The organism is Ignicoccus hospitalis KIN4/I (genome assembly GCF_000017945.1).
Lineage (GTDB): Archaea > Thermoproteota > Thermoprotei_A > Sulfolobales > Ignicoccaceae > Ignicoccus > Ignicoccus hospitalis.
Genome location: NC_009776.1, coordinates 490,348 through 509,464, shown reverse-complemented (window position 1 = coordinate 509,464; position 19,117 = coordinate 490,348). Strand labels below are relative to the sequence as shown.

Genomic DNA, 19,117 nt, shown 5'->3' with positions numbered 1-19,117 from the left:
GGAAGGGCACCCGGCCCGAGGCCGCTGGCGGCCACGGGGCCTCCAAGGCCCTGAGGAAGCTCCACCCTCCCCGCGGCGCCGGGGTCCCGCGAGGGACCGGGTTGAGAGCCCGGGCAACGGCACAGAAACGAGACCCCCCTCGGGGAGTCGTGAAGGGGAGGGCCCCCGGCGACGGGCGGCCCTACCCGGAGCGGTGAGCCGACGGGCGGGCTGAAACGGCCGCCCCCCGGGGAGCAAGGCCGTTGGGACCCGAGGAGGGCCGCGCGAGGGTCCCGGAGGGCCGCTCAGCCAAATGCCGCCGCAGTACAGAAGGTGGGCTATAGCGGCCTCGGGCCGCCAGCAACCTTTAATTCAATTTACGCCTCAGCCTTTGGGTTCCCGGCCACCGTTTTTAGCCAGACCCACTGCTCCTCATCGGCTCTCGGGGGCCGTACGGGTTGATAGTGATAAAGTTAGGGGGCAGCGTAATAAGCAACAAGAAGGTGCCCTACAGCTTGAACAAAGAACTGATAGGGAAGATCGGCAACTCCTTGAGGGAGTACGCCGGCGAGCTGGTGGTGGTCCACGGAGGGGGGAGCTTCGGCCACCCAAAGGTTAAGGAAATAATAGAGAGCGGGCACACCCTCGCGGACAAAGGCTTTGAGGTAATAAGGGTAATGAACTTAATGACCAATTTGGTAGTCGAAGCCTTGGGCCAACCATTCGCGCCCTACTCCACCCCCTCCCTTTGGGACGGGAGGCTGAACGTTCGCCCCCTCGCGCTGGCCGCGAAGGCCGGTTGGGTCCCGGTGGTCCAGGGTAACGTAGTCCCCCCCGGAAGGGTCCTTTCGGGCGACGAGATAGTGGTCGAGCTCGTGAAGGAGTTAGGCGCCGAGAGGGCCGGCGTCGCGACAGACGTCGACGGGGTTTACGAGACGTGGCCCCCGAAAGGGGGCCCTTTGAAGGAGGCGAGCCCTTGTGACGTAGAGGCCAAGGGAAGCGAGGGCATAGACGTGACCGGAGGAATGAGAAAGAAGCTAGAAGTACTGGAAGAGGCGGCGCGCTACGCTGAGGTGTGCATCTTCAACGGCCTAAAGGTCGTCAACTTCGAGAAGTTCTTGAAGGGGGAGTGCCCGGGCACGCGGGTAGTACCTTGTCGACAAGGATGAAACGTTAAAGATTTCTAGATCTACTAGCTCTCGAAGGAAAGAGAGGAGGAAGAGGTGACCGACCTGTGGTAAACTTGCTGAAGTTACTGAGGCTCATATTCATGCGTAAAAAGGTCAGTACCAACATTGATCTAGAGGCTGTCAAGAAGGAGAGGGTAACTGTACCTAACGCGATAGGCAACTCGTCCCCTAAGGGAGGCATCGGTAAGACCACTATACAGCTGGAGAGCGGCGTTCAGCTCGTGCTAAGGGGCAGAGAGGTGGTCTTCATCGACTGGGACATCATGAGCCCGCGACTCTCCTTGAGGTTGTTGAAGGAACTAAAGGAGGGCCCGAGCTTGGTGAAAGTACTAATAGGTATGATGGATATAACCGAGGCAGTTAGGGATACCGTAATCAGCGGTAGGAGGGGGTCGGTGACCGTACACTTGGTCCCTGCGGTGACCGAAGACGACGTTCCAGATAACATAAACAGATTGTTAGAGGAAATGAACGAGACGTCGAAGGTAATTAAGATAGTTAACAAGATGAAAGGCTCGGTAGAGAAGCTCGCAAAGGAGTATGACGTAGTGTTCAACGACTACCCGGTCCCCTCGTGGGCTACCTATTACACGTATCAGCACTTGCTCTCCACTACTAGCTCTTGGATAAACTTGCTTTCCGACAGCAACCCTAACATGGTGCAGCTGATAGCTCAGCTGCACCAGAGGTACACTAAGAACATCCCGGTCCTCGGTACCATAATAAACATGGTCCGGCCGACCCCGGAGGAGTTTAACAAGGCGAAGGAGTACGCCTTGGAGCTCTGCAAGGAGGTGAACGGGCGGGTAGCGATGGCCATACCCTTCGACGGCAAGCTTTACGACGTCTTCGCGGAGAGCCTAGCCTCTCCGGCCTCTTTGAACTACCCCCAGAGTCCAGCCCCGCGCTCTCCATAATTAAGAAGTTCGTGGACGTCCTCGAAAACGTAGTTGAAGGTAACCCCCCGAAGACCCAGTGTGAAATGCTCTCCACTCTCTACTAGGCCCCGGGAGGAGGAGGGAGGTGATCAGGCTATTGGTGGCCGGACCCAGACGCTTCCGACCGGGAACCGCGCTCGACGAAGTGATGGTGTTGGTGCTCGCAACGCTATCCTTACTCTTAAGCGTCCTCGGACTCCTCTATATATTGAAGAAGCCGCTCGGCTGACCCCAATCCAAAAACCTCTCGTGAGGTATTTAGTAGCGGGAGGAGGAGTTTGAAGAAGGCGCTCGTCGCCGTCGATGGCTCCGAGTACAGCAAGTACGCCGTAGAGTACGTCTCCGACTTGTTGAACAAGGACTCGTGGGAGGTAGTGGTACTTCACGTCATCCCCAGCATGGAGGAGTTCGGCATAGAGAGCGTCGCGCCGCCCTCGCTGGTCGCACAGCTCCTCGAGGAACTTAAGGAGAACGCCAAGAAGATAGTGGAGGAGTCGGCGAAGGTGTTCCAAGACAAGGGCTTCAAGGTCTCGACCCTAATCAAGGAGGGCCACGTGGGCAAGACCATAGTGGAGACCGCGAAGGAGTTGGACGCAGACCTAATAGCCCTCGGCACTAGGGGCCTTAGCGGAATCAAGGCAATAATTTTGGGCAGCGTAGCCCGCTACGTAGCCAACCACGCCCACTGTCCGGTCCTCGTGGTCCGGAAGAAGGGGGCTTGAAAGCATGGAAGACCTCGCTAAGAAGTGGTTGGGAAAGCCTTGGGTTAGGGAGGCCGACCCCGACCTAACCAAGGACTTGGGAAACGGTTGGGTGGAGTGCGACCTCTGTTGGAGGAGGTGCAAGCTCCCCCCGAACACCTACGGGGTCTGTGGGGTTAGGGCCAACATAAACGGAAAACTGTATACGCTCGTGTACGGCTACGTAACCGCCGCCAACTTGGATCCTATAGAGAAAAAGCCATTGATGCACTTCCACCCGGGAGCTAAGGTATTCAGCATTTCAACGGCCGGATGTAACTTCTTCTGCAAGTTCTGTCAGAACTGGGAGATAAGCCAAAGTAGGAGGGAACAGATCTACGGAAAGTACTTGGAGCCCGAGAGGGTGGTCCAGCTCGCCTTGGACTTGGGAGCGGACGGCATAAGCTACACCTACAACGAGCCTACCATATTCTTCGAGTTCATGTATGACGTCGCAAAAATAGCGAAGAAACATGGCCTCTTCAACACGATGGTAACCAACGGCTACATCACTCCGGAAGCGATAAGGAAACTCGGGAACTACATGGACGCCGTCACCGTAGACTTCAAGGGCAACGCGAACAAGGAGTTCTACAGGAGGTTCATGGGAGTCCCGGACCCAGAGCCCATATTCGAAAGCTTGAAGGTTATGAAGGAGGTCGGCTGGTTCATCGAAATTACTGATTTGGTCGTCCCGAAGTACGGAGATAAGCTGGAGGACGCTGAGAGGCTAATAAAGAGGGTAAAGGAGCTGTTGGGCCCAGAGACTCCAATGCACTTCCTGCGCTTCCACCCAGACTACTTAATGAGGGACGTGCCGCCGACTCCCGTCGAGACCCTAGAGAAGCACGTAGAGCTGGCCAAGAAGCTAGGGATGCACTACGCTTACATAGGCAACGTCCCCGGCCACCCTTACGAACACACGTACTGCCCCAAGTGCGGGGAGCTCGTGGTGGAGAGGTACGGCTTCTATATAGTAGCTTGGAAGCTCACGGACGACTTCCGCTGCCCCAAGTGTGGCTTCAAGCTAAACTTCAAGGGCAAGTTCCACGGCCTAACGGCCGAGTGGTACCCTTGATCACCCCGGTAGCGGTGTTCGTCGCGTCCTTAGTTTTGAGTTACATTTTATTTAAGAACAACTGCAAGTTAGCGCAGTTCGTTGCTCCAGTGACCTTGGCGGCCTTCCTAGCCTTGTTAGTTTATTCGATGGGCTACTCGTAGCTGGGCTCTTCTACTTTCACTCCCCCCTCTTCTACTTTGTAGTGAAAGCACGAGCGGTAGCCCTCGTGGCAAGCTATGAGCGAGGCTTGCCTCACCACCAGCAACACGGAGTCGGCGTCGCAGTCGTAGTAGAACTTCTCTAGGACTTGTACGTGACCGCTGGTGGCCCCCTTCACCCACAGTTCCTTTCTGCTCTTGCTCCAGTAGTGGACTATTCCCGTGGTGAGGGTCTTTATTACCGCCTCTTTGTTCATGGAGGCAACCATCAATACCTTCCCGCTCTTGTACTCTTGAGCCACCGCCACCACCGTCCGGTCGGGCCACCTGTAGTTCAGCCTCTCCGCTATCCTCTTCGCCTCCTCTTCGCTAACCCTCATCAACTATCTCCACCTCCACCTCCCCGTCGTGTTGGGAGAATATGTACAAGAAGTCGCCGTCTATCACCTTAACCCAGTAGGTCTCACCATTAACTTTGACCTTTTTAGGTCTTCCGAGAAGCGCGTAGAACAACTTGGACATTTCTATGAAATCTATGTTCTCTGGCTTTGAGAAGCTGGCCGCCTTGAACCTCTTGAGGGTTGGAAGGATGTACGGCACACAGCTCATCGTCTTGAAAACTTCGACCTTGTTCTTGCTGGCCACTGCCAAGGAGGGGCCCCTCCAAGACAAGTCGTCCACGGGCCCGGGTTTCACAGATAGCGTCATGTTACCTTCAGTATCGAAGATCACCAAGTCAGACCCTCTGCTGCCGGCCGCCAAGTAGGAACACGCGTCGTCGAAGTCCAGCCCCCAGACGTTAGAGCCCAACCTCCCCTCCCAGAGCTTAGAGGGGCTCTGCGGGTCGGAGGCGTCGTAAGTTACCACCAACCCTTCCCAAGTAGACGCCGCCAGGTAGTTGCCACACCACTTTGCCTTGTTGACCGGGGCTCCCAAGTCGTCCTTCCAGACCTCCTTGGGCTTGGTGAGTACGTACAAGTGGCCGTCGTGGCTCGCCACGGCCACGTACCTTTCGTCCGGAGACCAGCTCAGCCCCCACACGTTGTCCTCGGCCAAGTATTCCCACAAGGGCTCGAACGAGGAGTCCCTCACCGATACCTTCCCGCCCTCCGTCCCGAGGGCCACGAACGAGCCCGAGGGGGAGAAGGCGCACGAGTAAATCGCGGCGTCCAAGTCAACCTTCTTGATCATTTCACCATCAGTCTTGAAAACGTATAAGGAACCGTCGTCGTTGCCGAAGATCACTACGTCGCTGTCGGGCTTGAAGGCGGCGCAGTTAAACCCCTTCTGCGAGTCAAACCTCCAGCTCATTATCACTTTACCCTTCTTCGTGACCACGTACGCGTGGCCCCCCTCCTCGTCGTTCCTCTCACCTCTGGGAGAAGCCTTGGATACCGCGATAGCCAGCAAGTTGTCTTTTGTGTCTATCGATAAGGAGCCTCCTTCAGTGAAGAACGTGAAATCTTTTTCTAGATTTAGCGAAAGCTTTTGCAACCCCGCTCTACCGTTTTCGGCGTCAAAGCCGAGCTTATTTTGTGGGAGGAGATTCGCTGCGGGTAACCATGATATAGTCAGTCCCAGAGGCTTAGGGTAGGGCCCAGACATGCTAGACGAGGGAATAATAACTACGACCATTCTCAAGAAGAGTACCGAGGAGTTAATGAGCTATGCCCAGAGCAGCGACGTCATAGTAGTGGGGGCCGGCCCCGCCGGGCTCACGGCCGCCTATTACCTAGCTAAGGAAGGCTTCAAGACCTTAGTTCTGGAGCGCAGGATATCCTATGGCGGAGGCATAAACGGCGGCGGAACCCTCTTCCACAAGGTGGTAGTAGAGGACTTAGAGGTGGACGGCTACTCAACCTCCGACGTAGTAAGGGAGTTAGGGCTAACGCTGGAGGAGACGGAGTACGACGGGGTTAAGTTGGTGGACGCCGTAGCTTTGACGGCCACCCTCGCTTTCAAGGCTGTTGAGGCCGGAGCCAAGGTGCTGTTGGGGTGGCACGTGGAGGATTTGATATACAGAGAAGTCGACGGGAAGGTGAAAGTGACGGGCGTGGTGGCCCTCTGGTCTCCCATTGAAATAGCCGGTTTGCATGTAGATCCCATATTCTTCAAGTCAAAAGCCGTCGTGGACGCCACCGGCCACGGGGCGGAGGTCTTGAAGGTCGCTGAGAGGAAGTTGAACTTACCTTTGGGCGTGGCCACCGAGAAGGGCGCTTGGGCGGAGAGGGCGGAGGAGCTCGTAGTCAAAGAGACCGGGAAGGTGGTGGACGGCCTCTACGCGGCCGGGATGTCGGTCGCGAGCTGGAAGAGACTCCCCAGGATGGGGCCGGCAATATCCGGCATGTTGTTGTCTGGCAAGAAGGTGGCCGACCAGATCAAGGGTGACTTAAGGTCTTGACCGAGCTTTGGAGGTCTTCCATCCTCATAATTGGTAACGAAGTGTTGATCGGGAGGGTCGTCGACACCAATTCCGCTAAGGTCGCGAGGACGCTTACCATGTTAGGTTACGAAATTATAGAAATAAGGAAGGTTAGAGACAACATAACGGAGATAGCGGAGAACGCCAAGGACCTTCTACATATATCCAACGTCTTGATAACTACCGGAGGCTTGGGCCCCACCTACGACGACGTCACCGCCGAGGCGCTCTCCCTCGCGCTGGTGCTTCCCTTGGGGCTGAACGAGAGGGCCAAGGAAATGGTAGAAGAGAAGATAAAGAAGATGGGTTTGGATATGACAAAGGAGAGGTTGAAGATGGCTATAATGCCCTTGACGGCCAAACCGATACCGAACCCCGTAGGGGTCGCGCCCGGTATATACATCAAGGTCGGCCAGAAGAGGGTCTTCGCCCTCCCCGGGGTGCCCGCGGAGGTGGAGGCGATGTTAGACTACGTCGTAGAAGAGTTGGAGGACTTGTCCCTCTTCCGCAAGGGGGAGGCGTGCGAGGTGTTGGAGGGAGTCAGAGAGGCTGACATAGCCCCCTTGATAGAGGAAATGGCGAAGACCTACCCCGATATATATATAAAGACGCATCCGGGGATGAAGGACGGAACTCCTTACGTGAAGGTCTGCGCACTGGCAACGGCCGACGACGAGGAGACGGCTAAGAGGAAGGCTTCAAAGGTAGTTAAGGCCATAAAGGGTAGGTTGGGAGCTTGAGGGAGCTAGTGCCCCGAAGGCTGGCGGAGGAGCTGAGGGCGAGGGGCTTCTACGTCTCGAGGCACGCGAACTGGCTGATAGTGATGAAGGACGAAAGGATCGCGGCGCTGGTCTACGTGTACCCGCTCTACTCGGAGGCCGAAGTAGTCGACCTGGGGAGCGGGGAGGAGGTCGAAAGGGCTCTACTCAAAGTGGCGCCGGAGTTCAAGGTTAGGAGGAGGAGGGCGTTGCACCTAAAGGAGGGCGAGGAGGGTGCGCTCAGGTAACGTCAAAGTCCTAACCCACTGGGACGCGGACGGCATAGTCTCGGCGGCCAAGGCGCTTAGGAAGCTGGGGGAGGTCGAGGTCTACGTCCCCCGTATCGGGAGGTGGTCCTTCGAGGCCGTGCCCCCAGAGGCCCTCGGGGGAAAGCTGTACGTAATGGATTATTCCATGCCGTACGAGGACTGGCAGAGGCTCTGCGAGGGCGTCGAGGGGTTGGTAGTCCTAGACCACCACGCCGCGCCCAAGCCCCCTTGCGGGGAGGTCTACAACCCCGCTTTAGAGGGGAACTACGTCCCGAGCGCCTCCTTGGTGGTCTCCGACTACTTCGGGCTGCCGTACGACTGGCGGGACGCGGTGGCTATAGCCGGGGACCTCCACGACCCGTGGGGCAACGAGGTCTGGGAGGCCATATTGAGGAAGGAGAAAGTGCGTGGGGAGGACGTCGTAGAAGCGGCGGCCCTCCTGAACTCTTGCTACAAGCTACTGGACTACGACTGCATATACTACTCAATAAAGAAGGTCTCTAAGGCTAACAGCTTGAGCGAAATCTTGGAGGACCGGAGGTTGCGAGCTAAGAGGGAGGAAGCGCTCAAGCTGGTGGAGGAGCTGGAGCGGAGGGCGGAGTGCTGGGACGAGGGGTACAGGAGGGTTTGCGTAGTAAGGGACGAGAGGGCGGCGCTGGTAGCCTCCTCCCTCTGGAAGAGGTTGAACAGGGGTAAGGAGACGATCATAGTGATCGCTTGGGACGCCGGCGCTAGGGTGTACTGCAGGGGCGGGAAGAAGGACTATACCGTCCTAATAGAGGCGCTCAGGAGCGCCGGGATAAAGGAAGTGGGTGGGAAGGACGTCGTCTGTTCGGCGAACTTGAGGAGCCACGAGTTGGAAAAGGTCCTCAAGATCTTAGACTTACACCTCGAGCTTCCTTCGTCCGTAGGGGGCGAGAAGGGTCCTTAAAAATTTAAAAAGATCTGTACGGGGAGGGTCCCGGAGCCGGGTCGTCTAGCGGCCAAGGATGCGGGGCTCTGGCCCCCGTGACCGGGGTTCGAATCCCCGCCCGGCTACCACAAGCTCCCAACTCCTAAACGCTCCACAAAGTTTGAAATAATAAAAATTCTTAATAGATTTACTTGGGCATTAGGAAGAACACGACTGCCGCGAGGAGTAACGCGGTGACGGCCATTTGTATTAGAGAGGGCACGCCCAGCAACCCGGGACCGCCTCCCCTCTCCACGGGCACCAGCTTCACGCCGGACTCTCCCACCGCGCCGTCGGGCATGAAGAAGACCTTCCCGCCCCCTTGAAGCTCTATTTCGTACTCAGAGAACCCCTTGGTCGCCATTATGGGCACCGTCTTGCCGGCACCGACCCACCACCCGACCGCACCCTTCTTCTGTATCAAGACGTACGCTTGTTCCCCTTGTTGGAGGCATACCACTAAGGTGCCGGAGGGGTATCGAAATTCGCCCTCGACGACGGCCTCCGTAACGTTCCACGCCCCAACCACGGTCCTCAAGTCGGCGGGCTTCATCACCAGCCTGCCGACGGGGGTGGGCTCGCTCTCGTTGATCAACGTGATGTAAAGCCTCGCCCTCTCTATCTTCTTACCCCCTTCGATCTGGACCAGCTTGTACACCTTCTGCCAGCTGTGGGGCGAGAAGTAATAGTAATAATACCCCGTCTCGTTGCTTACTTTGATACCAACCATTATGTCTTCGCAACTTATCGCGTACGCGGCCGCGGCGAACAGCGCTAGGACCGCTAAGGCTCGAACGACCACCCCACGCCACCGGACGTTCTCCCTAATGTGGAACTATAATAAGGTTCAAGCGGCCAACTGGCCTAACAAGGCCCCTCTCCCGGCGCGCTGGGGCCAGCGATGAAGGGGCTCTTGGTAGCTACTTTCTTGGGGGTCTTGAGCGGAGTTACGTTGAGGACCGGGAGCGCGTTCAAGGAGTTGGACGAAGGGCTGAGCTTCATGGCCGGCCTCGCGGTGGCCTTCAGCTTGGGCAGGGCGTTAGTTTCCTTCCTTTCGAGCGAGGCAGTTAACAAGTACGGCGGGAAGGTCACCGCCTCCGGCTTCGCCGCGCTGTCCGCGATAGGACTGGGCTACTACCTAGCCCCGCCCTCCGCCTACCCGGCCCTAAGGCTCCTCCACGGGCTCGCCTCGGGCCTCACTTGGCCCTCCATGCAAGCCTTAGTGATGATGAGCACTAAGGACCACGAGAGGGCTAGGGTATCCTCGTTGTACTTCTTCGTAGGCAACGCCGGGGCGAGCTTGGCCTACTTGATAGGCGCCCTCGCCCCGTCGGAGGCCTTGTTGACCTCTTCCTTAACGTTGCTAACGCTCTCCATCTACTTGTTTAAAGAATCTGACAAGATAAAGTTTGTAAGGCGTACCAAGAGGGGGCTGTTCGCGCCCCCTCCGCTTCCGCTCCTAATGATGGCCATTTCGATAGGGATGTTGAATGTGCTCGTAAATTCGGAAATAATAATGTACCTGATGGGCTCGGCGTTCGGTCGGTGGCTTTCCGGGGCTCTGCTCTCGGCGGCCTCGGCCGCGGGGAGCGCGGCGAGTTACTTCGCCGGCAGGGCGCTCTTGGACGTCCGACAGTCTCCGGCCTCGCTGTTCTTGCCGGCCGCCGGCTCCTTGGTTTCCTCTTCGTTCTTGCTACACGGGGACCCTAAGACCGGCGCGGCCTCGGTGCTGTTCGCCCAAGGCTTCCTAGCTTGGTGGCGGAGCGCCTTAACGGCGGCCGCTAGGGCGGGCGACGTGGGGAAGAGAATAGGCTTGATAAACTTGGGAAGGGACTTGGGTAACGTAATAGGCGGGATAACGGTCTCGTTCTTCGGAACCTTCGGGATCTTGATGAATATCGCTATTTGTTACGTTTTGACAGCGACTAGCGCGCCTTTAACGCTCTCTGAGGGGGCCCGGAAGGGCGACGGGGGTGGTGGCCCCGCCGGGATTTGAACCCGGGACTACCGGCTTAGAAGGCCGGCGCCCTATCCTGGCTAGGCGACGGGGCCCTCCGGGTCCGGGAGTCGGCCTCCGAAGGGCTATTTAAGGTTGATCGGAGCGCAGCAGCTCCTTAACCTCGTCCAGTATCGCCCTGGCCACCAAGAGCTTGGGCACCTTTGCGACGTGTTTCACCCTCCCGTCCTTGTGCAATATGAATACTTCGTTCATATCAGACGCAAACCCTATGTCTTTCCTGTCCACTCTGTTAGCAACTATCATGTCAAATCCATACTTCTCCAGCTTGTTCTCCGCTTGACCCAGCACGTCCTCGCCCACTATCGCCGTGAAGCCCACCTTGACCCTCGCCCTTACCCTCTTGGCCACCTTCGGCGTCGGCACGAGCTTGAGCTCCACCCCTTCCGCCGAGTCCAGCTTGCCCTCGAAGCGCCTCTCCGGCTTGTAATCGGCCGGCGCGGCCGCCAAGAAAGCGACGTCGTACTCCTCCTCGCTTACGGCCTCGGCCATCTCTTCCGTTGTCTCTACGGGAACCCTCTTGACCCACGGGGGGTAGACCGCTTGAGAGGGCCCGTGGACTACCGTCACCTCCGCCCCCCTGGCGAACAGCTCCCAAGCGAGGGAGGAGCCCATCTTGCCGGTGCTCGGGTTGGATATGAGTCGTATGCGGTCTATGTACTCCCTCGTGGGCCCGGAGGTGACCAAAGCCTTGATTCCCCGATAATCCCTCCCCCTGAGGGTTACGCTCTCGACCAAGTTGGCCACCCACTCGGGCTCGGGGAACCTTACCCTCCCCCCTTCGACCGTAGGTTCCACCACGACGTAGCCCATCTCCTCCAGCGTCGCTTTGGCCCGCTCGTACTGGGGGCTCTTCAACATGCTCAAGTGCATCGAAGGGAATATCAACACGGGCTTCCCGTATTCCTTTACGTTTAGCGCAGTTAGGACCACCGGGTCGTCTGTGACGCCGTAAGCGAGCTTACTCATAACGTTCAACGTCGCCGGGGCTATAGCCATAGAGCTGACCTCCTTGGCCAGAGAGACGTGCTCGGTCTCTCCAGTGAGCTCCACCACCGGCTCCTCGCCGGTGGCCCAGTGAAACACCTCCGGCGAGATGACCCTAGAGGCTTCCCTCGTCATTATCACTTTCACGCGCCCGTCCCGCTTGAGGAGCTCCCTGGCGACGTCGATGGACTTGTACAAGGCCACGCTGTAGCTGACCCCCAAAGCTATTATTTTCCCGGAGAGCGACCGCCACTTGAGGCCCCGGATCTCTTCCGCTGGGTGCACCCCTCCCACTGCCGGAGGTGGACGCGCGTGACGGCAATTAAGGCTAGGGAGGTCGAGGTCAGGGAAGCAAAATACGAGGACTTGCCGACCGTGGTTATGATAAACAGGGCGGTGTTGCCCGAGAACTACCCCTTCAGCTTCTTCGAATTCATACACAAGATCAGTCCCCGCTACTTCCTCGTCGCCCTCGTGGACGGGAAGGTGGTCGGCTACCTAATGTCCATAATAGAGAGGAGGGGGAGCCTAATGATACCGGACGTCAGTTTGGCACAGAGGGTGAAGGCCGGCGAGAGGGCCTCTCACCTCCTTTCCTTGGGAGTCTTGAAGGAGTACTGGGGGATGGGGGTTGGTAGCGCTTTGATGAGAGAGTACTTGAGACGCTTGGAGGAGGACGGCGTGGACTTCTCGTTCCTCGAGGTGAGGGTCAGCAACCAGAGGGCCATCCGGCTCTACTCGAAGTTCGGCTACACCGTCTACAAGGTGATACGTGCATACTATTTGGACGGCGAGGACGCCTACTTAATGGTGAAGGAGCTACGAGGGTAGCGGTCCTCGCCGGCGGGAGGAGCAAGCGCTTCGGCAAGGACAAGCTGTTAGCTCTGGTCGACGGGAGGAGGGTAATAGACGCGGTCTTGTTAAACTTGAGGCCGGACGTGGGGCTTACGACTAGTGAGGAGAGGTGTAAGCTTTACGGCTTCGCCAAGTGTATGTACGACGAGGGGAGGGGGCCGGCCCACGCGGTGAGGGCCTTGGGCGAGGGGACGTGGGCGGTGGCCCCCGGGGACCACCCTTGGCTTAAGAGGGGTACGTTGGAGGCCTTGAACGCCTTCAGAGAAGCCTTCGACGCCGAGGTGGCGGTCCCCTTGCACAGCGAAGGCGTGGAGGCCACGGTGCTCAGCGTGGTCAACCCCGGCTCCTTCACTGTGTTCAGCGGCAAGATGACGGACTTCCTCAGGCAGGCGGAGAGGGCGGTCCTGGTGGGGAGCGCCTTGTTGACCAGAGACCCCCTCGAGTTCGCTCACGTAAACACCGAGGAGAGCTTGAAGCTGAGGGAGCCCAAGGGCAGGCCGAGTTACGACCTAATAGTAATAGACAAAGTCTACGAGAAGGACTCAGTTGAATTCTACGAGTCCTTGGGCCTCGGGACGCTCGCCAGACACGCAAAAGTCCCCCTGCCCCGAGGGGTTAGGGGGCGAAGGTGAGGCTCTCCGAGCTGGCGGAGGCTTTGGGCGCGGAGAGGATAGGCGAGGTCCCGCGGGAGAGGGTAAAGGAGGTCTTAGAAAAGTACGAGAGGCTCGGAAAGCCAGTAATCTATAAGGTGGAGGGTTGGGAGCCGGAGGTAGTCTCGGCCCTCTACTCCTCAAGGGAGGCCGTCTGGAAGGCCTTGAACGCGGGGAGCGACGAGGAGGCCTATGAGAAGCTCTTGCACTATAAAAAGGGTACGATGGAGATAGTTCCGTTCTCGTACAGAAAGGTGGATAGCTTGGATTACTTGCCTTGGGTCAAGTTCTACCCAGAGGACGGGGGAGCTTACCACACGGCGAGCGTCTACGTCGCTTGTTTGGACGACGTCTGCAACGCCTCTTACCACAGAACGATGTACTTGGGGCCCCGCAAGGCCGCCTTAAGGATGGTACCCCGTCACTTGTACAAGATGTACAAAGAAGCCCTCGAGAGAGGGGAAGAACTCAAGGTAGCGGTAGTGATAGGCGCCCCCAGCGAGGTGGAGTTCGCCGCGGCCCTCTCCCTCCCCTTCGGGGAGTTCGAGCTGGAGGTCGCTGCAAGCCTCGCCGGCTCCTTGGAGGTGAGCAAGACGCCCTTGTACTCCCTCCCCGTTCCCGCCCGCGCGGGGGCCGTCATAGAGGGCCGCATAACCGCCGAGAGGGTAGACGAGGGCCCGTTCGTAGACTTGCTCCACACTTACGACTCCGTGAGGAAGGAGCCCGTGCTGGAGGTCGACGCCGTTTACGTCGGCGAGGAGCCCCTCCACATAATTCTGCCCGGGGGTGTGGAGCACCAGTTCCTAATGGGGTACCCGAAGGAGGCTAGCATATGGGACTCCGTGAGGAAGGTCGTACCCAAGGTTCACAAGGTGAGGCTGACGAGGGGAGGGGGAATGTGGCTTCACGCCGTCGTGAGCGTTGAGAAGAACGTCGACGGAGACGCGAAGAACGCCATAATGGCCGCGTTCGCCGGCCACCCCTCTTTGAAGCACGTAGTGGTTGTAGACCCGGACGTGGACCCCGACGACCCTTACCAAGTGGAGTGGGCCATAGCGACGCGGTTCCAAGCCCACGAGGACTTAATAGTGATAAAGAACGCCCGGGGCTCCTCCTTGGACCCGAGCTCACAAGACGGCTTGACTAGCAAGATGGGGCTCGACGCCACCGCCCCCCTCAAGTCCAAAGATAAGTTTAAGAGGGTAGGAAACATCTAACGCACCCCTCCAAACAGTCCTTTGAGATTACCTCTTCTACCAATACCCCTTCCCTCAGCGTGAAGACGCGGTCGCAGAAGCCCAAGGCCACGGGGTCGTGGGTCACCACGAAGGAAACCTTAGTCCTCTTCTTTATAGTGTCCATAAGTTTTGCGGAGTTCTGCGGGTCGAGTTGGGAGGTGGGCTCGTCGGCGAGCAGAGAGCAGCACCCCCTGGCCAGCTGCAAGGCTACTGCGACCCTCTGTCTCTCCCCCGAGCTGAGCTCCCAAACGCCCTTGTGGAGGTACTCCGGGCCTAGGTTGAGCTCTCCCATCAATTCAACGAAGTTCTTGAGGTACGTACGGGGGCTCGCGCAGTGGTTCAGGGAAGCTAAGTGGGCCGCCAGCTCCGCGACCCTCCCGGGAGGGAACTTCAGCTCTTGAGGCACGTAAGGCCAAGAAAGCTCCTTTAGGAGTTGTTTGAGGAAGGTGCTCTTCCCCAGCCCGGAGGGGCCAACCAAACAGCTCACGCCCCTCTCAATTAGCACTTCTTGCTCTTCGACCACGACCCTCTTCCCGAACCTCACTTCCTTAACTTTAACACGACTAGGTAGGCGTTTATCGAGTTGTTCACAACTACTAAGGCCTTCAGAACCGTGACTATTAAGAGGCCGACGAGGGCCTCCCCGGGGTCCACTAGGTAGAAGGCCGCGGAGAGCGCCCCAGATGCCAGCTGCGCCCACAGCGCCGGCTCCCCGGCCGCCACGAGCGGGGCCATTATCGGGTTGACCTCCCTCCCCTCCCCGCTTTCGACCACGGCCAAGGTAGTGAAGTAGTCGGCCAGTCCAAGGAACAAGTAGACCGTTAGGAGGGCTAAGAAGAGGGGAAAGGTCTCCACACTCGCTCCCTAATAAACCTTCTCTGAGAGCTAATACGCGAAGCGGGAACGCAATGAAGGAGCCGCCCCTCAAGCCGTCGCCGGACGAGCCCCTCTCGTCTGCGATAGAGGAATACCTAGAATTCATGGAGGTTTCGGGCGCAAACAAGAAAACCTTGAAGAGCTATAGATCCGCGCTCAAGGACTTCTTGAGCGTGGTGGGCGACAAGAGGGTCGGCGAGGTCAAGTACGAGGACTACGTCAAGTGGGTGAGGAAGAGGATGAAGGAGGGTTTCCCGCGGAGCGTCAAGAAGGACAAGAGGGCACAACAGACTACCTTGCACTACTACAGCTTGTTCGTCAGGAACTTCCTCAAGTGGTTGGGCTTGGAGGGCTTGCCGGCGGTCCCCAAGCCTAGGAAGGACAGCGTAGAGGCCTTGAAGCCCGAAGAGGTGGCGGCGTTGCTCCAAGCGGCCTACGAAGACCCTATAGACTTCCTAATAGTCAGCTTGCTCCTTGAGACAGGCTTACGGGCCTCCGAGGCCCTTAACGTAACTTTGGACAAGGTGGACTTCCGCCGGAGGCAGATAGCGGTTAGGGGTAAGTACGGCAAGGAGCGCGTGGTGTTCTACGGCCCTCTGACGGAGGAGGCCCTCCGGAGGGCTTGGAGCTATATTGCTCCCTCGGGAAGGCTAGTTCCGCTCAGCTATCAAGCGCTGTACAAGAGGCTCAAGAGGTTAGCTAAGAAGGCGGGCTTGCCGGAGCACAAGCTCCACCCCCACGCGCTGAGGCACACCTTCGCCACGGAGGCGCTTAGGAGGGGGATGAGCTTGCCCGCCGTGCAAAGGCTCTTAGGCCACAGCGACATAAAAACTACTCAAATCTACTTGCACTTGTTAGTGGACGACGTGAGGAACCAGTACTTCCAAGCGTTCTCAGGCGGCCAGCATGGCGTAGACTTGGGAGGCCACTATCACGCCGACTATAGGGGGTATCAGGTTGACGGCGGTGTGTATTATGAACTTGCCGGCGGTCTGCAAGGCGGTGTAGGTCACGACCCAAGCGGTTATGAATACTATAATAGCCAGTATCAGTTTCAAATCCATCACGATCACCCCCTTAGTGAGAGAGCACGAGTAAGTAAGTTACCACCAGGGCCACCAACATCGATACCGTCGACGAGAGGCCAGACGTCAGCGCGTCAACCGACATATCTATCACAGGGCGCAACAGCTGGAGCACGGCAGCGGTCACCAACATCGCCAGCAGGCCGGCCACCAGCGCTGCCAGCGCTGCCACCACGTTCACCAAGTCCCGCTTCCCGAAGCCCACCTCCGCCCATGCCTTATAAAAACGAGGGCGTCGGCGCAGTAGGTACTGCGGTTGCTGGCGGCCCTATACTACGTCCTCAAGGGAGACCCCTACAAGGCCTTGAAGGAGGACTTGGAATCCCTGAAGAAGGCGAAGTTGCTTACAGAGGATTTGAGGATTACGGAGAAGGGAATGGAGCTTATTCAACAACTGATTTCCAAGCCCATATCTTTGAAAGGCAAGGTGGTGAGCGGGGACGGGGAGGGGAGGTACTACCTATCCCTAGAGGGCTACCGGAGGCAAGTGAGGGAGAAGCTGGGCTTCGACCCCTTCCCCGGTACCCTCAACGTGCTGTTGGACCCAACATCCACGGAGAAGAAGTCTACCCTTATGTTCAAAAGACCGATAATATTGAAGGGATTTACGGAGAACGGGAAGAGGTATGGGGAGGTCTTGGCGTTCCCGGCGAGGGTCAGTGGGGTGGAGGCGGCTTTGGTTATACCCCTGAAGACCCACCACCCGCCGGAGATAATAGAGTTAATTTCGCCCGTGGAGTTGAGGAAGGCGTTGAAACTTAAGGACGGGGACGAGGTAGAGGTCCTCGTTTACTAGGCCGCTACGAGGCCCGGAAGATGAGTTTTATCAACGCCTTTCTTCCCTCTCAATTCGGTGTCTAAATAATGGAAGGCGCGTCTCACCAAGTCCCGCCGAGCTTAGCGTTGGTCGCGCCAGTTCCCATAGCTTTGCCGTTAGTGATCTCAATAATTGTGCTGCTCAGTCCATTGTACAAGAAGAAGATTAAGTTCAAGCCTTTGTGGGCCGGCGACAGGGAGGACTGGTGGGAGTGGTCCTTAGCGGTCGCGACGGCGGGGGTAGTGGTCTTAGCTACCGCTTACTTGCTTGCGGAGGGCTACGGCAAGAGCTACGAGATTAAGTACTACTCGTGGTACCCCCTGCCCTCACATCCCAACGACTTCTCCCTCCTCATTGACACTATTTCAGGAATAATGGCAATAGTAGTAGCTACGATAACCTTCTTGGACTTGGTGTACAGCTGGGAATACATGGCCGGCGCCCGCGGCCCCAACCGGTACTACAGCGAAATGATGCTGTTCTTGGCTTCGATGGAAGGTATAGTGCTCTCTGGAAACTTGGTCTTGATAATGTTGTTCTGGGAACTGGTGGGAGCTGCCAGCTTCCTGCTGATCTCCTACTACTGGTACGACCCAATTATAGGTCCTAACGCGGTGAGGGCGGGGAGGAAGGCAATACTGGTCACCAGGGTGGCGGACTTATTCTTCTTGGCAGGCTTGGGCGCGCTCATAGCCTTGGCGGGCACGGGTAACGTCTTGGAGCTTCAGCACTACGAGACCTTAGCGTTCCAGAAGTGGCTGGGGGCGGCGGCGCTGACCGCAATACTGGTAGGGATAACCATAGGGGCCTTCGGCAAGAGCGCCCAAGTGCCCTTCTGGCCGTGGCTCTCCGACGCCATGGAGGGACCCACGACCGTCTCCGCCGTGCTCCACTCCGCCACCATGGTGGCGGCCGGCGCTTACCTAATAGCCCGGCTCTTCCCCTTGTACGAGGAGTTCATAGCTTTCAACCTGGCACTGATGGACTTCATAGCGATAGTCGGAGCGGTGACCGCGCTGGTCGCGGGCTTGTTCGGCGCGGCGGCGAGAGACATAAAGAAGGTGATAGCTTTCTCCACCATGAGCCAGCTGGGCTACATGTTCGCCGCTCTGGGATTGGGGAGCTTGGTCGCCGGGGCGGCGCACTTGTACATACACGCCTTCTTCAAGGCCCTCCTGTTCTTGGGCGCGGGCGCGGTCATACACTCCTTAGAGCACGTCTTGCATCACCCCTACAAGGCTAGGGACATGTTCAACATGGGCGGGCTGTGGAGGTACATGAAAGTTACCTTCGTGGTGACGTTAATAGCGCTCTTGAGCTTGATAGGCCTGCCGCCCTTCTCAGGCTGGTGGTCTAAGGAGCTAATAATAGAGAGCGCGCTCCACAGCCCGGTCCCCCACGCCTTAGCTGTAGGGGTGACGCTCACCTTAGCGGCCGGCTTGACCGGCTTCTACAGCGGAAGGCTGCTGTACCTCACCTTCTTCGGCAAGCCGCGCTGGAAGGCACACGGGGAGCACCTCCACGACGCCGGCCCCGCGATGAAGTTCGCATTGGTTACCCTAGCGCTGATAGTCCTAGTCTCCGGCCCTACGATAACGTTCGCGCTGAAGAAGGCGCTCCGGGCCCACGAGGGCTTGCCTAGGTACGAGCTCCCTCTGGGCAACGCGGCCCTAACCTTGGCCATAATAGGCTTCCTAACGCCCATCACCTACTACGTGCTAATGGGCGTCGCCGAGAGGGGCGGGATAATAAGGAAGGTCTGGTACCCGCTCTACAAGGAGTTCTGGTTCCACGAGTTCTTCCACTCCGTGGCCAACTTCTGGGCTTACGCGCTGTCGAAGGCGGTGGACGCCGTCGAGAGGGCTTATACAGCCTTCTTGGTCGGGATGGCCTTCTTCATAGGCCGCGCCTACGCGTGGGGCTGGGCTGTAAGCGTTAGGCTGGCGGACGAGGACTACTGGGACGTCAAGGTGATCGACGGACTTGCGAGGTCTGTAGTCAAGCTGGGCAAGAAGGCTCTCGAGCTACAGAACGGCGATATAAACCTCTACGTAGCGCTCTCAGCGGCAGGGCTGACGTTATTGATGTTTGTAACGCTGATATTGTTGTTCGGTGTGGGGTGGTAA

The 19,117-nt window shown here is 58.0% G+C and carries 24 protein-coding genes, 2 tRNA genes, 1 other RNA gene and 1 pseudogene; 19 read left to right on the top strand and 9 right to left on the bottom strand.

Annotated elements, in window-relative coordinates:
- Nucleotides 1-15: 15 nt before the first annotated feature.
- From rnpB to IGNI_RS07740, 7 genes are all read left to right on the top strand, one after another.
- Nucleotides 16-332: RNase P RNA component (rnpB, locus tag IGNI_RS07495), an RNA gene on the top strand.
- 111 nt (nucleotides 333-443) lie between these two features.
- On the top strand, nucleotides 444-1,148 hold the full coding sequence (locus IGNI_RS02945) for an isopentenyl phosphate kinase (protein ID WP_238374115.1): 705 nt from the start codon (nucleotides 444-446) through the stop codon (nucleotides 1,146-1,148).
- Nucleotides 1,149-1,213: 65 nt separating this feature from the next.
- Nucleotides 1,214-2,086 (top strand): nucleotide-binding protein, encoded by an 873-nt coding sequence (locus IGNI_RS02940; protein ID WP_011998599.1) that lies wholly within the window; start codon nucleotides 1,214-1,216, stop codon nucleotides 2,084-2,086.
- Nucleotides 2,087-2,192: 106 nt separating this feature from the next.
- A complete protein-coding gene (locus IGNI_RS07745; RefSeq protein WP_187145990.1) occupies nucleotides 2,193-2,336 on the top strand; it encodes a hypothetical protein in 144 nt (47 codons plus the stop codon).
- Between the two features lie 49 nt (nucleotides 2,337-2,385).
- Entirely contained in the window at nucleotides 2,386-2,829 is a 444-nt protein-coding gene (locus tag IGNI_RS02935; RefSeq protein WP_011998598.1) for a universal stress protein, read from the top strand.
- 4 nt (nucleotides 2,830-2,833) lie between these two features.
- Nucleotides 2,834-3,925 carry an AmmeMemoRadiSam system radical SAM enzyme gene (gene amrS / locus IGNI_RS02930; protein ID WP_011998597.1) on the top strand — a complete coding sequence of 364 codons (1,092 nt, stop codon included), beginning with the start codon at nucleotides 2,834-2,836 and terminating at the stop codon, nucleotides 3,923-3,925.
- Nucleotides 3,922-4,068 (top strand): hypothetical protein, encoded by a 147-nt coding sequence (locus tag IGNI_RS07740; protein ID WP_187145989.1) that lies wholly within the window; start codon nucleotides 3,922-3,924, stop codon nucleotides 4,066-4,068. The genes amrS and IGNI_RS07740 overlap by 4 nt, the downstream gene beginning before the upstream one ends.
- Here the strand turns inward: IGNI_RS07740 and hisI are convergent.
- Both hisI and IGNI_RS02920 read right to left on the bottom strand, forming a co-directional pair.
- The gene (gene hisI, locus IGNI_RS02925; protein WP_052570476.1) at nucleotides 4,059-4,445 is read right to left on the bottom strand and encodes a phosphoribosyl-AMP cyclohydrolase; all 387 of its coding nucleotides are present in this window, start codon (nucleotides 4,443-4,445) and stop codon (nucleotides 4,059-4,061) included. The two genes, IGNI_RS07740 and hisI, sit on opposite strands and share 10 nt — an antisense overlap.
- Nucleotides 4,435-5,559, bottom strand: coding sequence for a WD40 repeat domain-containing protein (locus tag IGNI_RS02920; protein ID WP_011998595.1), 1,125 nt, complete (start codon nucleotides 5,557-5,559; stop codon nucleotides 4,435-4,437). Before IGNI_RS02920 ends, hisI begins: the two co-directional genes overlap by 11 nt.
- Before the next feature lie 109 nt (nucleotides 5,560-5,668).
- Between IGNI_RS02920 and IGNI_RS02915 the strand changes: the two genes are divergently transcribed.
- The 5 genes from IGNI_RS02915 (at nucleotide 5,669) to IGNI_RS02895 (ending at nucleotide 8,555) form a co-directional block, all read left to right on the top strand.
- Nucleotides 5,669-6,466, top strand: coding sequence for a sulfide-dependent adenosine diphosphate thiazole synthase (locus tag IGNI_RS02915; protein WP_011998594.1), 798 nt, complete (start codon nucleotides 5,669-5,671; stop codon nucleotides 6,464-6,466).
- Nucleotides 6,463-7,227 carry a molybdopterin-binding protein gene (locus tag IGNI_RS02910; RefSeq protein ID WP_011998593.1) on the top strand — a complete coding sequence of 255 codons (765 nt, stop codon included), beginning with the start codon at nucleotides 6,463-6,465 and terminating at the stop codon, nucleotides 7,225-7,227. The genes IGNI_RS02915 and IGNI_RS02910 overlap by 4 nt, the downstream gene beginning before the upstream one ends.
- Nucleotides 7,224-7,493 carry a hypothetical protein gene (locus IGNI_RS02905; RefSeq protein ID WP_011998592.1) on the top strand — a complete coding sequence of 90 codons (270 nt, stop codon included), beginning with the start codon at nucleotides 7,224-7,226 and terminating at the stop codon, nucleotides 7,491-7,493. The genes IGNI_RS02910 and IGNI_RS02905 overlap by 4 nt, the downstream gene beginning before the upstream one ends.
- On the top strand, nucleotides 7,480-8,445 hold the full coding sequence (locus IGNI_RS02900; RefSeq protein ID WP_011998591.1) for a single-stranded-DNA-specific exonuclease RecJ family protein: 966 nt from the start codon (nucleotides 7,480-7,482) through the stop codon (nucleotides 8,443-8,445). The genes IGNI_RS02905 and IGNI_RS02900 overlap by 14 nt, the downstream gene beginning before the upstream one ends.
- A 34-nt stretch (nucleotides 8,446-8,479) precedes the next feature.
- A tRNA-Gln gene (locus tag IGNI_RS02895) sits at nucleotides 8,480-8,555 on the top strand.
- A gap of 59 nt (nucleotides 8,556-8,614) precedes the next feature.
- Here IGNI_RS02895 and IGNI_RS02890 read toward each other — a convergent pair.
- On the bottom strand, nucleotides 8,615-9,268 hold the full coding sequence (locus tag IGNI_RS02890) for a hypothetical protein (RefSeq protein WP_011998590.1): 654 nt from the start codon (nucleotides 9,266-9,268) through the stop codon (nucleotides 8,615-8,617).
- Between the two features lie 99 nt (nucleotides 9,269-9,367).
- Between IGNI_RS02890 and IGNI_RS07530 the strand changes: the two genes are divergently transcribed.
- Nucleotides 9,368-10,462 (top strand): MFS transporter, encoded by a 1,095-nt coding sequence (locus tag IGNI_RS07530; protein ID WP_011998589.1) that lies wholly within the window; start codon nucleotides 9,368-9,370, stop codon nucleotides 10,460-10,462.
- Here IGNI_RS07530 and IGNI_RS02880 read toward each other — a convergent pair.
- Together IGNI_RS02880 and coaBC are read right to left on the bottom strand one after the other, a co-directional pair.
- Nucleotides 10,441-10,518: transfer RNA gene (locus IGNI_RS02880), tRNA-Arg, on the bottom strand. The genes IGNI_RS07530 and IGNI_RS02880 overlap by 22 nt on opposite strands.
- Before the next feature lie 34 nt (nucleotides 10,519-10,552).
- Nucleotides 10,553-11,755: a bifunctional phosphopantothenoylcysteine decarboxylase/phosphopantothenate--cysteine ligase CoaBC gene (coaBC, locus tag IGNI_RS02875; protein WP_011998588.1), complete on the bottom strand. Its 1,203-nt coding sequence runs from the start codon at nucleotides 11,753-11,755 to the stop codon at nucleotides 10,553-10,555.
- 27 nt (nucleotides 11,756-11,782) lie between these two features.
- Between coaBC and IGNI_RS02870 the strand changes: the two genes are divergently transcribed.
- The 3 genes from IGNI_RS02870 to IGNI_RS02860 are packed head-to-tail and all read left to right on the top strand — an operon-like array spanning nucleotide 11,783 to nucleotide 14,192.
- Nucleotides 11,783-12,301, top strand: a complete 519-nt coding sequence (locus tag IGNI_RS02870) for a GNAT family N-acetyltransferase (protein ID WP_011998587.1) — start codon at nucleotides 11,783-11,785, stop codon at nucleotides 12,299-12,301.
- Nucleotides 12,247-12,957: a molybdenum cofactor guanylyltransferase gene (gene mobA / locus IGNI_RS02865; protein ID WP_083756887.1), complete on the top strand. Its 711-nt coding sequence runs from the start codon at nucleotides 12,247-12,249 to the stop codon at nucleotides 12,955-12,957. The genes IGNI_RS02870 and mobA overlap by 55 nt, the downstream gene beginning before the upstream one ends.
- Nucleotides 12,954-14,192 (top strand): UbiD family decarboxylase, encoded by a 1,239-nt coding sequence (locus tag IGNI_RS02860; protein WP_011998585.1) that lies wholly within the window; start codon nucleotides 12,954-12,956, stop codon nucleotides 14,190-14,192. Before mobA ends, IGNI_RS02860 begins: the two co-directional genes overlap by 4 nt.
- Here the strand turns inward: IGNI_RS02860 and IGNI_RS07735 are convergent.
- Together IGNI_RS07735 and IGNI_RS07730 are read right to left on the bottom strand one after the other, a co-directional pair.
- Nucleotides 14,170-14,757: an ATP-binding cassette domain-containing protein gene (locus IGNI_RS07735; RefSeq protein WP_011998584.1), complete on the bottom strand. Its 588-nt coding sequence runs from the start codon at nucleotides 14,755-14,757 to the stop codon at nucleotides 14,170-14,172. The two genes, IGNI_RS02860 and IGNI_RS07735, sit on opposite strands and share 23 nt — an antisense overlap.
- A complete protein-coding gene (locus IGNI_RS07730) occupies nucleotides 14,754-15,068 on the bottom strand; it encodes a DUF5658 family protein (RefSeq protein ID WP_011998583.1) in 315 nt (104 codons plus the stop codon). The genes IGNI_RS07735 and IGNI_RS07730 overlap by 4 nt, the downstream gene beginning before the upstream one ends.
- Before the next feature lie 53 nt (nucleotides 15,069-15,121).
- Between IGNI_RS07730 and IGNI_RS07970 the strand changes: the two are divergent.
- Nucleotides 15,122-15,910: pseudogene (locus IGNI_RS07970) on the top strand (tyrosine-type recombinase/integrase); the annotation flags it as partial.
- A gap of 72 nt (nucleotides 15,911-15,982) precedes the next feature.
- On the opposite strand, the gene IGNI_RS02840 reads toward IGNI_RS07970, so the two are convergent.
- Nucleotides 15,983-16,156, bottom strand: a complete 174-nt coding sequence (locus IGNI_RS02840; protein ID WP_187145988.1) for a hypothetical protein — start codon at nucleotides 16,154-16,156, stop codon at nucleotides 15,983-15,985.
- Between the two features lie 10 nt (nucleotides 16,157-16,166).
- A complete protein-coding gene (locus IGNI_RS02835) occupies nucleotides 16,167-16,358 on the bottom strand; it encodes a hypothetical protein (RefSeq protein ID WP_148202222.1) in 192 nt (63 codons plus the stop codon).
- Between the two features lie 72 nt (nucleotides 16,359-16,430).
- Here IGNI_RS02835 and IGNI_RS02830 point away from each other — a divergent pair, with 72 nt between their 5' ends.
- Complete coding sequence (locus tag IGNI_RS02830; RefSeq protein ID WP_011998581.1) at nucleotides 16,431-16,970, top strand: DUF120 domain-containing protein; 540 nt, start codon at nucleotides 16,431-16,433, stop codon at nucleotides 16,968-16,970.
- A 68-nt stretch (nucleotides 16,971-17,038) separates the two neighbouring features.
- A complete protein-coding gene (locus IGNI_RS02825; RefSeq protein WP_011998580.1) occupies nucleotides 17,039-19,117 on the top strand; it encodes an NADH-quinone oxidoreductase subunit 5 family protein in 2,079 nt (692 codons plus the stop codon).

What these genes read in the sequence shown, in the direction of transcription:
- amrS (WP_011998597.1), top strand. Translation starts at nt 2,834, where the DNA reads ATGGAAGACCTCGCTAAGAAGTGGTTGGGAAAGCCTTGGGTTAGGGAG.
- IGNI_RS02915 (WP_011998594.1), top strand. Translation starts at nt 5,669, where the DNA reads ATGCTAGACGAGGGAATAATAACTACGACCATTCTCAAGAAGAGTACC.
- IGNI_RS07530 (WP_011998589.1), top strand. Translation starts at nt 9,368, where the DNA reads ATGAAGGGGCTCTTGGTAGCTACTTTCTTGGGGGTCTTGAGCGGAGTT.
- IGNI_RS02825 (WP_011998580.1), top strand. Translation starts at nt 17,039, where the DNA reads ATGGAAGGCGCGTCTCACCAAGTCCCGCCGAGCTTAGCGTTGGTCGCG.
- hisI (WP_052570476.1), bottom strand. Translation starts at nt 4,445, where the DNA reads ATGAGGGTTAGCGAAGAGGAGGCGAAGAGGATAGCGGAGAGGCTGAAC.